A 17,072-nucleotide genomic window follows, 5' to 3' on the forward strand; every position below is an offset into this window, starting at 1 on the left:
TTGTTGCTAGCCTGCACCTGCAATTAATGTGCAATAAGAGCTCGGAGGGGACCTGCCATGCCCGTCTACACGCTTCCTGAACTGCCCTACGACTACTCGGCGCTCGCCCCCGTGATCAGCCCGGAGATCATCGAGCTGCACCACGACAAGCACCACGCGGCCTATGTGAAGGGCGCCAACGACACGCTGGAGCAGCTCGCTGAGGCGCGGGACAAGGAGCAGTGGGGCTCGGTCAACGGGCTGGAGAAGAACCTGGCCTTCCACCTGTCCGGGCACATCCTGCACAGCATCTACTGGACGAACATGAGCGGCGACGGCGGCGGCGAGCCCCTCTCCGGGGACGGTGTGGGCGAGCTCGCGGACGCCATCACCGAGTCGTTCGGCTCCTTCGCCGGGTTCAAGGCGCAGCTGACCAAGGCCTCCGCGACCACCCAGGGCTCGGGCTGGGGCGTGCTCGCGTACGAGCCGCTGAGCGGGCGACTGATCGTCGAGCAGGTGTACGACCATCAGGGCAACGTCGGCCAGGGGTCCGTGCCGATCCTCGTCTTCGACGCCTGGGAGCACGCCTTCTATCTGCAGTACCGGAACCAGAAGGTGGACTTCATCGAGGCGATGTGGCAGGTCGTCGACTGGCAGGACGTGGCCCGGCGTCACGAGGCCGCGAAGTCCCGCGCGGACGTCCTGCTGCTGGCGTCCTGACGGCACGGATCCGGGTCCGGACCCGGTAGAGCGTCCTGCCTCGTGATCGTCTTCTCACCCTTCACGACGGCGGGCGGAAAGAGGGAAAACCCCCGCGAGGACATGACTCGCGGGGGCTTTCCGGCGTGATCGGGACCGGTGGGCTACACCCATCGGTCCCGGTGGGCTACACCCTGTCCGGCTCGCACGGCACGTTGAGGGAGAGCAGCGCGGCACCACCGTCACTGTCCATGCGCAGTTCACTGATCGCCGCGTTGCGCAACCGCGGGAACACTCTGCGGTACTCCCCGGCCGGGATCGACAGCACAGTGCACAGGACGAGACGGAACAGGGTGTTGTGGGCGACCACGAGCACCCGTTCGCCGGGGTGGGCGGCGGCGATGCGGCGCAGGGCGTCGGACCCGCGGACGGCAGCCGCCCGTGGGTCCTCGGCACCGGGGAAGGGGTTCCCTACCGGGTCGGCGCGATAGGCCTCCGCGGCGGCCGGGTCCTCGGCCGAGAACTCCGTGAGCGTCCGGCCCTCCAGCACGCCGAAGTCGCACTCGCGCAGGCCGGGTTCGCGATGCGGGGCGAGGTCCAGGGCGCGGCAGGCGGGGTCGGCGGTGGCGACGGCCCGGGAGAGCGGGGAGGTCCAGATCGCGTCGACGGGGTGGGCGGCGGCCCAGCGGCCGAGGGCCTCCGCCTGGGCGCGGCCGGTGTCGGTGAGGGCCACGTCACTGATCCCCGCGTAACGGTTCTCGGCGTGCCAGATGGTCTGTCCGTGCCGGGCCAGCAGCAAGGTCGTCGTCATGGTCCAGCAGTATCCCGGTCCAGGCGGGTGCGCGTGTGGGCCGCGACGGGGTCCGGGAGCCAGCCGCGGGCCGTCAGTTCGTCGACGAGGCGGGCGTACGGCTCGGCGAACAGGGCCGTGCGGGCCGGGCGCGGCTCGACGACCGTACGGATGCGGACCATCCGCTCGGCGGTCTGCGCGAGCGGGGTCCCGATGGTTCCGTGCAGGGCCAACGCGGCCATACCCAGCGCCGGTTCGGTCTGTTCCGGTACGCGGGCCGGGCGGCCGAGGACGTCGGCACGGAGCTGGTTCCAGTACGCGCTGCGGGCGCCGCCGCCGGTGAAGGTGAGCGGTCCGTCCAGGGGGGCGCCGAGGTGGTGCAGGTAGTCCAGGCACAGGCGTTCCGTGAAGGCGACGCCCTGGAGGAGCCCGGCCCACAGGTCGGCGTCCTCGGCGGGCTCGCCGAGCCGCAGGGCGGTGGCGTCCGGCGCGCGGAACGGGAACCGTTCGCCCGGGGACACGAGCGGGTACGTGAGCAATCCGGACGGCTCGAAGGCGGCCGCCCGCCGGTCGAGCGCGCCGGGGTTCGCGTCCCCGAAGGCCGCCGTGAGCGCCCCCGCACCGACGCTCGACGCCCCGCCGGGCAGCCAGGTCCCGTCCGGGGCACGGTGGTTGTAGACCACGCCGGTGGAGTCCCGGACCGGGGCCGGGGCGGCGCCCTTGAGGACGAGGGTCGTGCCGAGCACCGAGTTCCAGGAGCCGGGCCGCAGGGCGCCCGAGGCGATCTGGGCCGCGCAGCCGTCGGTCATCCCGGCGATCACGGGCGTACCCGCGGGAATGCCGGTGGCGTCGGCGGCGGCCGGGCACACCTCTCCGAGGCGGGTGCCGGGGCGTACGACGTCGGGCAGGGCGCCCTCGGGCAGGCCCGGCGCCTGCGGCCAAGTCTCACGCCGCACGTCGTAGGCGGTCTTGAGGGCGTGGCTGGAGTCGGTCGGCACTGGGCGGCCGACCAGCCGTGCGGTGATCACGTCGGGCTGGTGGGTGACGCGGCCCGGGCCGTGGGCGTCGGTGAGCCACAGCGCCTTCGGCAGCGCCCAGGTGTCCTGCACCGCGAGGCCCGCCTCCCGCAGCCGCGCCGCCTCGGCCGCCGCCCGCGTGTCGTCGTACATCAGCGCCGGACTCACCGGCCGTCCCGAGCCGTCCGTCAGCAGCACCGTGCCGGAGGTGCCGCACACCGCGAGCCCGCCGATCCGTACGCCCGGGACGGCGGCCAGTGCCGCGCGGGACGCCTCGCACACCGCCCGCCACCACTGGCCCGGCTCCTGCTCGTGCCGCCCGCCCTCCCGGCGCCCGGCCAGTGGCGTGGTGCCGCTGCCGAGGACCGTGCCGTCCCCGGTGACGGCCAGCGCGCGCACGCTCTGCGTGCCCAGGTCGATCCCCAGCCACGCCATGTTTTCCTCCGCCATCCGGACCTCCACCTGTACGGGGTCTATGCGTACCCGGGCGAGCGGCTCAACATCGTGTCAGGAAGCGGGCGAGCGGAGGGCAACGATGAACGAACGGAACGGTCCGGTGCGTGTCGTGGCGGCCGGCGACCACTTCGTCCTGCCGGGACTGATCACCCAGGCGGTCGGTCAGGAAGTGGGCGAACGGCCGTTGGAAGTACGGGAGTTGATGCTCGGTTGGCCGCTGGAGCCGTTCGGTCCGGTGGCCGAGGTGCAGGAGGCGAGCGACGCCGAGGACGAGATGATCGAGGCGCTCTCCGACGGGCGCGAGGTGCTGGTCACCCAGATGGGCCCGGTCACCGAACGGGTGCTGGCGGCCTCTCCCGACCTGCGTCTGGTCGTCGTCTGCCGGGGCGGCCCGGTCAACGTCAACCTGGAGGCGGCGAAGTCCCACGGCGTCCGGGTGTGTTTCGCGCCCGGCCGCAACGCCGCCGCCACCGCCGAGTTCACCGTCGGCCTGCTGCTGGCGGCCCTGCGCCGTATCCCGCAGGCTCACGACCTGCTGGCCCGGCGGGGCAGCTGGGAGGGCGCCGCCTTCTACACGTACGAGCACAGCGGCCTGGAACTGGAGGACCTGCCCGTCGGACTGATCGGGTACGGGGCCGTCGGCAGCCGGGTCGCCCGGGTGCTGTGCGCCTTCGGCGCGCGGGTGATGGTGTACGACCCCTATGTGCGCGGCGAGATCCACGGCCTGCGGGTGTCCTCGCTCGACGAGCTCCTGTCCCGGTCCCGCGTGGTCACCCTGCACGCCCGTCTCACCGCCGAGACCCGCGGTCTGCTCGGCGCCCGTGAGCTGGGTCTGCTGCCGCGGGGCGCGGTGGTGGTGAACGTGGCGCGCGGACCGCTCCTGGACGAGGGCGCGCTCTGTGACGCGCTGGAGAGTGGGCAGGTGTCGGCGGCGGCCCTCGACACGTACGAGCGGGAGCCGCTGCCCGCCGGCTCACGGCTGCGGGCTCTCGCCGAGCGGGTGGTGCTGACCCCGCACCTGGGCGGCGCCAGCCGCGCGGTCGCGGAGAAGGCGGCGGCGATCGCGGCCGCGGAGGTGGGCCGCTGGGTGCGCGGGGAGCCGCTCGCGCACTGCCTGACGTGACATCCGTGACATCAGCGACTCCTGCGACTCCTGCGACTCCTGCGACTCCTGCGACGAGCACGACAACCGCGACGAGCGCCGGCGCGGCGCCCACGACAACCGCGACGACCGCGACGACCCGCGACGCCCTCAACGACCCGCGACGACCCGCGACGACTGGCCGAGGAGGCCCACATATGTACGTCGGTATCGACGTCGGCACGTCCATGGTGAAGGCCGCCGCCTTCGACGTCACCGGCCGTGAACGGGCCGTCGAGTCCCGCCCGGTCCGTCTCGATCTGCACGACGGCCGGGTCGAACAGGACATGGAGGAGGTGTACGGGGCCGTCGTCGCCGTCCTCGAAGCGCTGACGGCACGCGTGGCGGAGCCCGTCGAGCTGGCCGGGCTGACCGGCCAGGGCGACGGGGTGTGGCTGGTGGACCCGGAGGGCCGTCCGGTACGGGCCGCCGCCTCCTGGATGGACGGGCGGGCCCACGAACTGCTCGACCGGTGGCTGGCGGACGGCACGTTCGAAACAGTGTTCCGGCGGACCGGCAGCGCCCTGTTCCCGGGCAGCCCGGGTCCGCTGCTGGCCTGGCTGGACCGGCACGAGCCGAAGTCCCTGGACTCGGCCGCCGCGGCCGTCTTCTGCAAGGACATGGTGTTCCAGCGGCTGACGGGAGCGTCCCGGGCGGTGACGGACGTCTCGGACGCGTCGATGCCGTTCCTCGACCCGAGGACCCGGACGTACGACGAAGGGGTGCTGGAGCTGCTGGAGCTGACCCACCGGCGTGACCTGCTCGCCCCGGTCGCCGATCCGATCGCGGTGGGACACACCCGGGGCGAAGGCCTGCCGCCCGGCGTCCGGATCAGCAACGGCCCCTACGACCTGCCCGCGTCCGCGCTCGGCGCCGGGGTCACCACACCCGGGGACGGTCTCCTCATCGTCGGCACCTGTCTGGCCGCGCTGGTCGCGACGACCGACCTGGACCTGTCCGGTGAACCGGCCGGCCTGTACATCTCCACCGACCGGCCCGGCCACTGGCTACGCGCGCTGCCCGCGATGGTCGGCACGGCCGCCCTGGACTGGGTGCTGTCGACGACCGGGGTGCGCCACGAGGAGGTCGACGGCCTGCTGGCCGAGACCCCGCCCGGCGCGCACGGGGTGCGGGTACTGCCGTACTTCGCGCCCTCCGGCGAACGCGCCCCCTTCGTCGACCCCCATCTGCGGGCCGAACTCACCGGTGTCTCCCTGGAGTCGACCCGGGCCGACCTGGTACGAGGGGTCTGCGAGGGCATCGGCTACGCGGCCCGGCACTGCCTGGAGGCCGCCGGTCTGATGGGCTCGCTGGCCGTCTGCGGCGGCGGCACCCGCAGCCCCGCCTGGATGCGGCTGCTCGCCGACGTCCTCGGCCGGCCCCTGAAGGTCGTCGAGGGCGAGGTGGGCGCCCGGGGCGCGGTCCTCGCGGCGGCCGAGCGCTACGGGGTGACGCTGGACGCGTCCACCTGGACCCGCCCGACCAGCATCGTCGAACCGGACACGGACCGGGCCGCGTACTACACCCAGGGATACGAAGACCACCTGACCCGGCTGACCGAGGCCCGAAAGCGGTCCCAGCCGTGACCGGCCCCGGCTCACGCGCGGCGGGACCGGTTACCGGGGCCCCGGACACGCGACCGGACCGGTTACCGGGGCCCCGGACACGCGACCGGACCGGTTACCGGTGGCCCGGACACGTGACCGGAAGGTTTCCCGGGCTCCCGTCCGGTCGCCGGGGGCCTACGTTCCCCGCGCCGCGTCGTCCGACCGGCGCGACCCGAAAGCCAGGAGGCGCTCATGACGTTCGTGCGATGCCCCAGCCCGACCTGTCACGACAAGCTGCAGGACTTCCAGGACCTGAAGGGTGACCCGGAGATCGCGGCGGCCGAGCTGGTACTGCTGCCGAAGCTGAAGAAGGGCGACCATTTCGTCGCGAAGGCCTTCCACCGCTGCCACAACGGCAGCTGCCGCCGCGTCCAGAAGAAGAACGACTGGCAGGTCGGTACCTACCTGCCGGAGGGCTTCTGACTCCACGTCGACAGGTAGCCGCTGCCGGTCCTCCGGACGCCTACAGGTTGCTGAAGTCCGGGCCCTTGGTCCGGGTCCGCTTGATCTCGTAGAAACCGGGGACCGAGGCCACCGCGAGGGTGCCGTCCCACAGCCGGGCGGCCTCCTCGCCCTTGGGCGCCGGGGTGACGACCGGGCCGAAGAACGCGATCTGCCCGCCGTCGGAGCCGGGCACGGCGATGACGGGCGTGCCGACCTCCTGGCCGACCTTGTCGATGCCCTCCTTGTGCGAGGCACGCAGCTGGGCGTCGAACTCGAAGTCCTCCTGGTCGGCGTAGTCGATCAGGTCGGCGGGCAGACCGACGTCCTTCAGCGCGCCCGCTATGGCCTCGACCGTCGGACCCTCGTCGTTGTTGTGAATGCGGGTGCCGAGCGCGGTGTACAACGGGCCGAGGACGTCGGCGCCGTGCTTCTGCCAGGCCGCGGTCACCACCTTCACCGGCTTCCACGCCTTGGTGGCGAGAAAGTCCCGGTACTCCTCGGGCAGCTGGTCGAGCTTCTCCTCGTTCAGCACCGCGAGGCTCATGATGTGCCAGCGCACCTCGATGTCGCGGACCTTCTCCACCTCCAGCACCCAGCGGGAGGTCATCCAGGCCCAGGGGCACGAGGGATCGAACCAGAAGTCGACGGGGATCTTTTCGGAGGCGTTCGCGATCTCGGACATGACTCTCCTCGCAAGCCGGTTTTTTACGCGCAACACCGACACTGGCCATGTCATTCCCGCCCGCCGAGGTTCGGCGGCCCATGGCAGGATCAGCCCGTCCTCATACTGAACACCACCCGAGGGAGCGCCCCCGTGCCCGGTGAGAACCTGTCCCGCGACGAGGCCCGGGAACGGGCCGCCCTGCTGTCCGTCGACGGTTACGACGTGTCCCTCGACGTCCGCACGGCGGTCGGCGACCACACCGGGGACGGACCGCGGGCCTTCCGCTCGGTCACCACGATCCGCTTCCGGTGCAGCGAACCCGGCGCCTCCAGCTTCGCTGACCTGATCGCGCCGCGTGTGACCTCCGTCTCCCTCAACGGCAAGGACCTCGACCCGAGCGAGGTCTTCGACGGCTCCCGGATCGTCCTGGAGGATCTGTCCGCCGACAACGAGCTGGTCGTCGACGCCCAGTGCGCCTACTCCCGCACCGGTGAGGGCCTGCACCGCTTCGTCGACCCGGAGGACGGCGAGGTCTACCTCTACACGCAGTACGAGCCGGCCGACTCCCGCCGGGTCTTCGCCACCTTCGAGCAGCCGGACCTCAAGGCCCCGTTCCGCTTCGAGGTGCGGGCGCCTGAGGAGTGGACGGTCTGGAGCAACGGCGCCGGTGAACGCGCCGACGGGGTGTGGCGGTTCGCGGAGACGAAGCCGATCTCGACGTACATCACCTGCGTGGCGGCGGGCCCGTACCACTATGTGACCGACTCCTACGAGCGGGTCCTCGATGACGGTACCCGCCTGGAGATCCCCCTCGGCGCCCTGTGCCGCAAGGGCCTGGCCCCGCACTTCGACGCCGACGACGTGTTCCTGGTGACCAAGCAGGGCCTGGACTTCTTCCACGACCACTTCGACTACCCGTACCCCTTCGGGAAGTACGACCAGGCGTTCGTGCCCGAGTACAACCTCGGCGCGATGGAGAACCCGGGTCTGGTGACCTTCCGGGAGGAGTTCATCTTCCGGGGCAAGGTGACACAGGCGTCCTACGAGGGCCGGGCCAACGTCATCCTGCACGAGATGGCCCACATGTGGTTCGGCGACCTGGTCACCATGGAATGGTGGGACGACCTCTGGCTCAAGGAGTCCTTCGCCGACTTCATGGGCGCGTTCGCGCTGGTCGGCGCGACCCGCTTCGAGAACGGCTGGATCACCTTCGCCAACCGCCGCAAGGCCTGGGCGTACCGCGCCGACCAGCTGCCCTCCACCCATCCGATCACGGCCGACATCCGCGACCTCCAGGACGCCAAGCTCAACTTCGACGGCATCACGTACGCCAAGGGCGCGTCGGTGCTGAAGCAGCTGGTGGCGTACGTCGGCCAGGACGCGTTCCTGGAGGGCGCCCGCCGCTACTTCAAGCGGAACGCGTACGGCAACACCCGTCTGGGTGATCTGCTGTCGGTGCTGGAGGAGACCAGCGGCCGGGACATGGCCGCGTGGTCGCGGGCGTGGCTGCAGACGGCCGGGGTCAACTCGCTGACCCCGCAGGTGCTGTTGGCCGCGGACGGCCGCGTCGACGAGGTGGCGGTGGTGCAGGAGGCCGCCGAATCGCACCCCGAGCTGCGCCCGCACCGGGTGGCGGTGGGTCTGTACCGCCGTTCCGCGTCGGGTGAGCTGGAGCGGTACGCCCGTGCAGAGGCGGACGTCGACGGTCCGCGGACCGTCGTGGCGGAGCTGGCCGGCGCGGAGGCCCCCGAGCTGGTGCTGGTCAACGACGACGACCTCACCTACTGCAAGAGCCGCTTCGACGCGACCTCGCTGGAGACCCTGAAGGCGCACCTGGGCGAGCTCACCGACCCGCTCGCCCGGGCCCTGTGCTGGTCCGCGCTGTGGAACATGACCCGCGACGCGCTGCTGCCGGCCCGGGACTTCATCGACCTGGTACTCCGCTTCGCGGGGCGCGAGTCCGGCGTCGGGGTGCTGCAGATGCTGCACGCGTGGTCCGAGTCGGCGATCGTCCACTACGCGGCTCCCGCGTGGCGGACCGAGGGCGCCGCGCTGCTCGCCGAGGGCGCCGAGCGTGAGCTGCGGCGTGCCGAACCGGGCAGCGAGCGCCAGCTGGCGTGGGCGCGGTTCTTCGCCCGGACGGCTGCGGACCGGCGCGACTTCGACCTGCTCCAGGGGCTGCTGGACGGCACCTCGGCCATCGAGGGGCTGGCGGTCGACCAGGAGCTGCGCTGGGTGCTCCTGGAACCGCTCGCGGCACACGGCCTCGCCGACGACAGCGCCCTGGCCGCCGAACTGGCCCGCGACGACACGGCGTCCGGCAGGCGTCACCAGGTCCGCTGCCTCGCCGCCCGCCCCTCGGCGGCGGTCAAGGCACAGGCGTGGGCGCAGGTGGTGGAGTCCGACGCCCTGTCGAACGCGCTGGTCGAGGCGACGATCGCGGGCTTCGACCGGCCCCCGCACCGAGAGCTGCTGGCGCCGTACGCGCAGAAGTACTTCGACGTGATCGAGCGGGTGTGGCGGGAGCGGTCGATCCAGATCGCGATGCACGTCGTCCAGGGCCTGTTCCCCTCGCTCCAGGACTCGCAGGCGACGCTGGACGCGACGGACGCCTGGCTCGCCGCCCACGAGGACGCGGCACCCGCGCTGCGCCGGCTGGTGCTGGAGGCGCGGGACGACCTGGCACGGGCGTTGCGGGGACAGGCGTTCGACGCGAAGGCATCGGCCGTGAACTAGCGTCGCGCCAGGCATGAGGCGGGGCAGAAGGCAGGCAGAGCCGGGGCGAGAGGCGGACAGGCGGCGGGCAGAGCCGGGGCGAGAGGCGGACAGGCGGCAGGCAGAGCCGGGGCGAGAGGCGGACAGGCGGCAGGCAGAGCCGGGGCGAGAGGCGGACAGGCGGCGGGCAGAGCCGGGGCGAGAGGCGGACAGGCGGCAGGCAGAGCCGGGGCGAGAGGCGGACAGGCGGCGGGCAGAGCCGTGGCGAGAGGCGGACAGGCGGCGGGCAGAGCCGTGGCGAGAGGCGGACAGGCGGCGGGCAGAGCCGTGGCGAGGGGCGGGCAAGAAGGCGGAGCAACGGGCGGGCAAGAGGCGGAGCCTTGGCCAAAGTCTGGGCGTGTCGTCACCGTTACGGAATTCAGGCAACAGACGCCGTAACCTCTGGGCCGCACCAGAACGGACCAGGGGTTTTCCGCGCGCATTCGGCGTCCGAACACCCGTCCTTTAGTGCGGCCTTGTCCTGATTTGTCGACGGGTGTGTAACAACGGTTCAAGGCCGGATCGATGGCGGGAATCTGCCGGTCATGAACCACAACACCCCGGTCCCCCCGCTCTCCCCCCGCCCCCTCCGGAACCTCTCCGAGGCGCACCGCCGGGTACTGACCACCGCCCGTCTCCGCTCGTACGGCCTCTCGGCCGCGGAGGTCAACGAGCAGTGCCGCCCCGGCGGCCCCTGGCAGCAGATCCTCCCGGGGGTCTTCCTGCTCCACTCCGGCCCGCCGACCAGCGAGGAGCGGCTGCACGCGGTGCTGATGTACGCGGCGCGGGAGCAGACCGGCGGGGTTCCGGCCCAGCCCGGCCAGGACGACCCGCGCCGACCGGTGTACGGGGACGCGATGATCACGGGCCTGGCGGCGCTGACCCTGCACGGTTTCACCTCTCCCCCGCCGCTGCTGTCCCTGGACCGCATCGACGTCCTGGTCCCCCGGATGCGCCGGCTGCGCTCGTCGGGCTGCGCGCGGCTCGTCCGTACGGCCGCGCTGCCCACGCCGGATCCGGTGACGGGCCTGCCGGTCGCGCCGGTACCGCGGGCGCTGGCCGACGCGGTGGCGGAACTGGCGGACGCGGATGCCGTACGCCGGCTGCTGACCGAGGCCGTACGCGGCAGGCACTGCGAACCGGCGGCGGTGGTACGGGAGTTGAACAACGCCAAGTTGTTGAGCCGGCCGCACGTGGTGGACGCGGTCGACTCCCTCCTCGCGCAGGGCCGGGCGATCGCCGAGAGCCGCCTGTACCGGATGGTCCGCGAACACGGCCTGCCCGACCCGGTGTGGAACGTGGACCTGCGCCTCCCGGGCGGCCCGCACCTGGGCGGCCTCGACGCGTACTGGCCGGCGCAGGCGGTGGGAGTCGAGCTCGACACCCGCGCCCCCCGCCAGGGCCATCGGCAGGACGACGACGCCCTGTCGTCCGAATACGCCCGCAAGCGCGAGCACTTGGAGCGGCTGGGCATCACGGTCGTCCACATCACCCCGAGGAAGCTCCGGGAAGCGAGGGAACAACAGGCGACGGTGGTGCGCACGGCCCTGATGGCGGCGGGCGACCGAGATCCCGCCGCGTATGTCGTGGTCCTGCCCCGGTCGTGAGGGGCGAGGCAGGACCGGGAGAGGAGCGGAGGGGAGCGGAGGGGAGCGGAGGGGAGCGGAGGGGAGCGGAGGCGAGTGGGGAGGGGGCGAGTGGGGAGGAGGGGCCACAGGGCCGTCGGGATCCGGCCCGGCGGCCCTTTCCTCGCTCTCGTCGTCCGGCTCCCCCGAGCGCGTCAGCTCTTCCTGAGCACCAGTTCGGTGTTCCGGTCCTGTGCGTCGCCACCGAGGGTCAGGTTGGCGCCGGGTGCGTTGTAGGACAGCTCGCGGTAGAGGGCCGCGAGGCCGGTCTGGGAGAGGTCGGTGAAGTCCGTGCGGTGCGGGGCCGCGGACTCGACGCAGGTGGTGAAGATCGAGAGGGTGCCGTCCTTGTTGTCCGCCAGCTCGATGACCCGGGCCAGTTGCGGGAAGTCCACGTGGGAGGCGGTGGAGATCTCCCAGAAGGAACGGCCGCCGGACGCCGGGTGCGGGGTGATCTCGTTGCGGTGGATGTGTCCGTTCACCCAGGCCAGGACGTTGGTGTGGCGGCCGAGGAGGGCGATGAGCTCCTGGCCGTTGTGCCGCCGCTCGCCGGGGCGGGCCGGGTCGGGGCGGGTGTTCGTCATCGACGTGCTGGTGTGGTGGCTGAAGACGACCGCGTAGGAGTCCTTGTTCTCCCTCAGCGTCCTGTCCAGCCACATCAGCTGGGCCGTCCCGACGGAGCCCTGGTAGTGGCCGCCCGCGTCGGTGGTGTCGAGGCTGATGCCGATGACGTCGTCGGCGATGCGGAAGCTGTAGTACTGGGTGCCCGCGTCGAGGTTGGCGGTGGAGTAGCCGTGGCCGACCGGGCCGAGGCCGCGGTGGGCGGGGTCGAGGTGGGCCCGGATGTACTCGGTGGCGGTGTAGGGGGCGCGCCGCTCGTCCGGCGTGACCGAGCGCATGTCGCGGGTGTGGGCCTTGAGGAAGTCGCGGAAGGCGGTTCCCTTCGGGTCCTTGGCGTCCTTGATGGCGTTCTGGAGCTTCTTCGCCTCGGACGCGGACACGTTCATCAGCTTCCTGCCGCCGGCCGCGTACTCGGCGAGCCACGAGTCACCGTGGCCGTAGCAGCCGAGCGGCATGGCGTCGTGGTTGCCGACGGTGGAGTACCAGGGCAGGTTGAGTCCGGGGCTGTTCAACTCCCGCAGAGCAGCGGTGAGATAGCCCTGAAGGTGCGGGAAACCGAGCTGCTTGTCGGCGTCGCGCACGGCCGCGTCAGGCTGCCAGTACTGCTTGAGGCCGCTGTTCTGCACGCCCTCGTAGTGCCGCGGGTCACCGGAGTTGGCGGTGACCCGGCCGCCGCTCATGATCTTCAGGAACCAGTCCAGCTCGGTCTTGGCGTTGTTGTCGGTGTTGTCGCCGGTGGTCATGGCGAAGTGGAGCGGGGCGCCGGTGACGGGGGCTCCCCGCAGCGCGTTGATGCGCTCCACGAGCGATATCGCGCCGGGCACGGTCAGCGCCTCGTGCGGCCGCCAGGCGTGCCGGTCGGTGGAGCGCAGGTACTCCAGACGCATCGGGTGCTGGGCGTCGATCAGGTGCATGTCGGTGATCTGCACGAACGCGGCGAGCGTGGTCCGGCGGCCGGCCCGGCCCGTCTTCGGCGCGGCCAGCTCGGAGCGGACCCTGCGGCTCCAACCGGGGCCGTCGCCGAGGCGGCGGTAGCCGGAGCCGGTGCGCGGGGTGGCGACGGAGGCGAGGGTGGTGCCGCGGGTGTACGGGGCCAGGGGTGCGGCCGGGGCCATGGGGGTCCCCCCGGTCGAGCGAAGCCGAGACTGGGGGAGGGACTGGGCCACGGGGGCCTCGGCGGCCTCGCCCGCTTCCGTGCCCATGGTGGGGGCGGCCTGGCTGTCGGTGGGCCGCAGGGCGTAGCCGACGCCCGCGGAGAGGGTGACCGCCGCGGTGGCGGCGAGAACGGTACGGCGGTTGGTCCCGAGTGCGGAACCGGCGACAGAGCGTGTGCGCGACATGGCGCGATCTCCCCAAGTGCGAACGCGTCGGCAGTGGTCGCGGGTGATCGCTTTCGCGAACATCCCGCTCACTACCGATCGTTGACACCGGGTATGGCCTGCGCGTGAACGAGGCGGCAACACGCAGCGCCGATCACCGTACGTGGATCTTGGACTACCCCGCGCACCCTCGACCGGCCCCCGGACGGCCCGGGGGCGGCTACTCCGTGTTCATCTTTCGGGGTAGGGGAGCTGTCCCGGAGGGGGTTCCACCGGTGGCGGCGCGAGGTGCCCGGCGGCCGGCCGCTCGGGAGCCGACCGCTCGGCGGGTTCGAGGTGCCCGGCGGCCGGCCGCTCGCGCCACAGCCGGAGCCCGGTCTCGACCATCGGTACCCGGTTCAGCGCGGGCACGGCGTCCAGGTCGTGCCAGGCGGCCATGTCGGTGGAGCCGCCGATCTCGTAACGCAGCTCACCTCCGGTGACCCTCCCCTCGTAGACGAGCCGTACGCCGTGGTGGTCGACGGCGCGTCCGACGCGGCGGGGGAAAACCCTGCGGCTGGAGTCCACCCCGAGCAGGCCGGCGACCTCGATGCGGTAGCCGGTCTCCTCGGCCACCTCCCGCACGACGGTGTCGTAGGGGTCCTCGCCGTGCTCCATGCCGCCACCGGGCAGCACCCACTCCGGCGGCCCGCCGTCCAGCGCCGGGGAGCGGGAGAGCAGGAGCTGTCCGTCGCGCACGCATATGGCGTAGGCCGCCACCCGCAACTTCCTTCGCATCCAGGGACGTTAACCCGCCGACGGTCGCGTCCAGGGCGACTTGCCCCTTTTCGCGGCGACAGTGGTGCGCACGGCCCGGATGCCGGCGGACGGCCGAGATCCCGCCGCGTATGTCGTGGTGCTGCCCCGCCAGTGACGGACCGGGGCAGCCGTCACTACGGCACAAGACGTGCCCGTACCGTCTTGCCGGCGTCTGCACGCAGGAACCAGTCCAACTCGGCGGCGAGTTGAGCTACGACCAGCAGTCCACGGCCGCCCTCGCCCTCTGGCTCCTTTCTCATCTGCGGAAACACCCGTACCGGATCCGACACATCGATGGTGAGCGCACTGCCCCCCAACTCCATGATCCGCAGGAACAGTTCATGCCCGGGGATTCGAGCGTGCCGTACGGCATTGGCGACCAGCTCCGAGGTGACGAGGACGGCGTCGTCGATGTCTCCGGGCCACAGCCACATGGTGAGCCGACGGCGGGTGTGGAGGCGGGCGAGGCGGACACTGCGCAGCGTCATGGGGACACCCCTCCCCTCACCGCGTTTCCTCTACGACGCCGCAGCGCGCGAAAACGTTCGGCGCGCGCTCGGGAAATCGTGGGGAACCCGTTCGGAGGCGTACGTCACATCGCGGCGCCGGGCGGCACAGCTTGCGGCGCGGAGCGGTCGTAGGGCGAATTTCTGCAGCTCAGGGGAGGGGCGGCAGGAGTTCTGTAGCCGTCACATGACCTGGTGTGTCCCAGCCCTCGGGCATGGCGGCCAAAGAATTGGACAGGTAGGCCCATGTCGGCCGCATCATGGAAAAGCCTCGGCCACGCAACATGCACGTAATGACACACAGAGGGAGTCGTCGTGAGGGTCGGAATCGTCGGAGCCACCGGTCAGGTCGGCACGGTCATGCGCGGAATCCTCAAGGAGCGGAACTTCCCGGTCACCGAGCTGCGCCTGTTCGCCTCGGCCCGCTCGGCGGGAACGGTCCTGGACGGCGTGACGGTGGAGGACGCGACCACCGCCGACTACACCGGTCTCGACATCGTGCTGTTCTCCGCGGGCGGCTCGACCTCGAAGGCGCTGGCCGAAAAGGTCGCCTCTCAGGGTGCGGTAGTGATCGACAACTCCTCCGCGTGGCGCCGCGACCCCGAGGTACCGCTCGTGGTGGCCGAGGTGAACCCGCACGCGATCGCCACCCGCCCCAAGGGCATCGTCGCCAACCCGAACTGCACGACGATGGCCGCGATGCCGGTCCTCAAGCCGCTGCACGCCGAGGCGGGCCTTCAAGCCCTGGTCGTCGCCACCTACCAGGCCGTGTCCGGTTCCGGTCTGGCCGGTGTGGACGAGCTGTTCGAGCAGGTCAAGAAGGTCGGCGACGACGCGCCGAAGCTGACGCACGACGGTTCGGCGGCGGAGTTCCCCGCGCCGAACAAGTACGTCGCCCCGATCGCGTACAACGTGCTTCCGCTGGCCGGCTCGATCGTCGACGACGGTCTGCACGAGACGGACGAGGAGCAGAAGCTCCGCCACGAGTCCCGCAAGATCCTGGAGATCCCCGGACTGAAGGTCTCCGGCACCTGCGTGCGTGTCCCCGTCTTCACCGGCCACTCCCTCCAGATCAACGCCCGCTTCGCCCGCCCGATCACCGTGGACCGCGCCAAGGAGCTGCTCGGCGGCGCCCCCGGCGTCGCGGTCACCGAAGTCCCGACCCCGCTCCAGGCGGCCGGCCAGGACCCCTCGTACGTGGGCCGCATCCGCCAGGACGAGACCGTCGACAACGGCCTCGCCTTCTTCGTCTCCAACGACAACCTCCGCAAGGGCGCCGCGCTGAACGCGGTGCAGATCGCGGAGCTGGTGGCGGCGGACCTGAAGGGCTGACGCCTTCCGTACGCGCCAAGGGCGCCCACCGATGTTTACCGCGAGGTGACCGGTGGGCGCCCTTTCGCATGCTCAGAGAGCCAGATGCCGCCGCAGCGCCGCGTCGATCTCGGCCATGCGTTGCCGAGGTACGGAACCGATCGGCCGCAGCAGCCGCTCAGGGGTGAGCGCGCGTACTTGCTCGCACTGCACCTTGGAGTTTTTCAGGAGACCGCACTCCCCGGAAGGCAGCAGCACCTGGAACGGGTAGACCCGAGAGGTGTTGGTCGTCAAGGGCACCAACGTGACCACACCCCGCCCGGTCCGCTCCACCGCCGCGTTGGCGCCGTCGTTCGAGACGATCACCGCCGGGCGCGCCTTGTTGGCCTCACTGCCGCGGATCGGTTCGTAGTCGACCAGGTAGATGTCACCGCGCTTCATCAGTCAGTCCGTCCCCGGAGAACTGGTCCCAGAACTTCGCGTCCTCGCTCCCGTCCCACTCGGCGAAGGCCTCCGTGTACTCCTGCTCCAGCTGCGCTTGCCGCAGCAGCTCGATGGCGGCGTGTATCACGGCGGAGCGGGATTCAGCGTCCGTGCGTGACGCGTAATCGTCGACGAAGGCCACATCCTCCTGCGGGAGGCTCACACTGATCTTCATACCCAAACGGTAGCAGGGTATGACCGCTAGGGCTACCGCTAGTACTACCGTTCGGCAGCTACCTCTTGCCTACCTCATAGAGGAAACACCCGTACTCCACCGCCCGCACATGCACCAGCGCCACCTCCGGATCGGCGAACGCCTCCGTGAAGGCCGCCGTGAATGCCTCGAATACGTCGAACTCCTCGAACTCCTCGAACCCCTCGGGCCTCTCCACCAGCCGCCCGCCCAGGATGTACCCCTCGGCCGAGTACCGGCGGACCGTCCGGTGGTCGTCGGTGAAGGGCAGCCCGGCGTCCGGGGCCGGGCCCACACACTCGTCCGCGTGGATGAAGACGGGCCCCTGCTCGTCGTACGCACCCGGGTCGGCACCCGTCCTTGCCGCCCAGCGGCGCAGCGGGGCGTAGGAGACCAGGGCGATCCGCTCTCCGGGTGCGCTGCGGCGCAGGCAGCAGCGGAGCGGGGCGCCTCCCTCGTCGTCGATGACGGGACCCGTCTCGCGTCCCGCGTCGTCGATCATGCGCAGTTCCTTCAGGACCACCGGGTCGACAGGCTGTGCGAAATACGTCGTCATGTCTTCAGGCTCGCGCCTGTCCGGCCCGCTCACCGGCGGGAAATGGACATCGCTTTCCCCGCACCTCCCGTGGAAGGATGGCCGAACCCACCCATAACGAGGAGATGACC

General features: G+C 71.4%; 15 protein-coding genes and 1 pseudogene. 7 read left to right on the forward strand and 9 right to left on the reverse strand.

What is annotated here, in order from left to right:
• Positions 1 to 57: 57 nt before the first annotated feature.
• A complete protein-coding gene (locus tag M2271_RS06040) occupies positions 58 to 699 on the forward strand; it encodes a superoxide dismutase (protein ID WP_280886051.1) in 642 nt (213 codons plus the stop codon).
• Between the two features lie 166 nt (positions 700 to 865).
• On the opposite strand, the gene M2271_RS06045 is transcribed toward M2271_RS06040, so the two are convergent.
• Entirely contained in the window at positions 866 to 1,489 is a 624-nt protein-coding gene (locus M2271_RS06045; protein WP_280886052.1) for a histidine phosphatase family protein, read from the reverse strand.
• Entirely contained in the window at positions 1,486 to 2,934 is a 1,449-nt protein-coding gene (locus M2271_RS06050) for an FGGY-family carbohydrate kinase (protein ID WP_280886053.1), read from the reverse strand. Before M2271_RS06050 ends, M2271_RS06045 begins: the two co-directional genes overlap by 4 nt.
• An 85-nt stretch (positions 2,935 to 3,019) precedes the next feature.
• Here M2271_RS06050 and M2271_RS06055 point away from each other — a divergent pair, with 85 nt between their 5' ends.
• From M2271_RS06055 to M2271_RS06065, 3 genes are all read left to right on the forward strand, one after another.
• Positions 3,020 to 4,063 (forward strand): 2-hydroxyacid dehydrogenase, encoded by a 1,044-nt coding sequence (locus tag M2271_RS06055; protein ID WP_280886054.1) that lies wholly within the window; start codon positions 3,020 to 3,022, stop codon positions 4,061 to 4,063.
• A gap of 176 nt (positions 4,064 to 4,239) precedes the next feature.
• A complete protein-coding gene (locus M2271_RS06060; RefSeq protein WP_280886055.1) occupies positions 4,240 to 5,667 on the forward strand; it encodes an FGGY-family carbohydrate kinase in 1,428 nt (475 codons plus the stop codon).
• A 213-nt stretch (positions 5,668 to 5,880) separates the two neighbouring features.
• Positions 5,881 to 6,111, forward strand: a complete 231-nt coding sequence (locus M2271_RS06065) for a hypothetical protein (protein WP_280886056.1) — start codon at positions 5,881 to 5,883, stop codon at positions 6,109 to 6,111.
• 40 nt (positions 6,112 to 6,151) lie between these two features.
• Here M2271_RS06065 and M2271_RS06070 read toward each other — a convergent pair whose 3' ends face one another.
• The gene (locus M2271_RS06070) at positions 6,152 to 6,814 is read right to left on the reverse strand and encodes a disulfide bond formation protein DsbA (protein ID WP_280886057.1); all 663 of its coding nucleotides are present in this window, start codon (positions 6,812 to 6,814) and stop codon (positions 6,152 to 6,154) included.
• Positions 6,815 to 6,946: 132 nt separating this feature from the next.
• Here M2271_RS06070 and pepN point away from each other — a divergent pair, with 132 nt between their 5' ends.
• Positions 6,947 to 9,532, forward strand: coding sequence for an aminopeptidase N (gene pepN / locus M2271_RS06075; RefSeq protein ID WP_280886058.1), 2,586 nt, complete (start codon positions 6,947 to 6,949; stop codon positions 9,530 to 9,532).
• A gap of 563 nt (positions 9,533 to 10,095) precedes the next feature.
• Entirely contained in the window at positions 10,096 to 11,157 is a 1,062-nt protein-coding gene (locus tag M2271_RS06080) for a hypothetical protein (protein WP_280886059.1), read from the forward strand.
• Positions 11,158 to 11,330: 173 nt separating this feature from the next.
• Here the strand turns inward: M2271_RS06080 and M2271_RS06085 are convergent, their stop codons facing one another.
• The 3 genes and pseudogenes from M2271_RS06085 to M2271_RS06095 form a co-directional block, all read right to left on the reverse strand.
• Positions 11,331 to 13,136 carry a TIGR03767 family metallophosphoesterase gene (locus M2271_RS06085; RefSeq protein WP_280886060.1) on the reverse strand — a complete coding sequence of 602 codons (1,806 nt, stop codon included), beginning with the start codon at positions 13,134 to 13,136 and terminating at the stop codon, positions 11,331 to 11,333.
• A gap of 309 nt (positions 13,137 to 13,445) precedes the next feature.
• Positions 13,446 to 13,892, reverse strand: a pseudogene (locus M2271_RS06090) (NUDIX hydrolase); the annotation flags it as partial.
• 155 nt (positions 13,893 to 14,047) lie between these two features.
• A complete protein-coding gene (locus tag M2271_RS06095) occupies positions 14,048 to 14,401 on the reverse strand; it encodes an ATP-binding protein (protein ID WP_280886061.1) in 354 nt (117 codons plus the stop codon).
• Positions 14,402 to 14,734: 333 nt separating this feature from the next.
• Here M2271_RS06095 and M2271_RS06100 point away from each other — a divergent pair, with 333 nt between their 5' ends.
• Positions 14,735 to 15,751, forward strand: a complete 1,017-nt coding sequence (locus tag M2271_RS06100) for an aspartate-semialdehyde dehydrogenase (RefSeq protein WP_280886062.1) — start codon at positions 14,735 to 14,737, stop codon at positions 15,749 to 15,751.
• Positions 15,752 to 15,823: 72 nt separating this feature from the next.
• Here the strand turns inward: M2271_RS06100 and M2271_RS06105 are convergent, their stop codons facing one another.
• From M2271_RS06105 to M2271_RS06115, 3 genes are read right to left on the reverse strand one after another with little or no spacing between them, the layout of a single operon-like run.
• Positions 15,824 to 16,171, reverse strand: a complete 348-nt coding sequence (locus M2271_RS06105) for a type II toxin-antitoxin system PemK/MazF family toxin (protein ID WP_280886063.1) — start codon at positions 16,169 to 16,171, stop codon at positions 15,824 to 15,826.
• The gene (locus M2271_RS06110; protein WP_280886064.1) at positions 16,158 to 16,388 is read right to left on the reverse strand and encodes a ribbon-helix-helix domain-containing protein; all 231 of its coding nucleotides are present in this window, start codon (positions 16,386 to 16,388) and stop codon (positions 16,158 to 16,160) included. Before M2271_RS06110 ends, M2271_RS06105 begins: the two co-directional genes overlap by 14 nt.
• 58 nt (positions 16,389 to 16,446) lie before the next feature.
• Positions 16,447 to 16,962 carry a DUF1203 domain-containing protein gene (locus M2271_RS06115; RefSeq protein WP_280886065.1) on the reverse strand — a complete coding sequence of 172 codons (516 nt, stop codon included), beginning with the start codon at positions 16,960 to 16,962 and terminating at the stop codon, positions 16,447 to 16,449.
• Between the last annotated feature and the right edge of the window lie 110 nt (positions 16,963 to 17,072).

The sequence above is a fragment of the Streptomyces sp. LBL genome, from assembly GCF_029893585.1.
Lineage (GTDB): Bacteria > Actinomycetota > Actinomycetes > Streptomycetales > Streptomycetaceae > Streptomyces.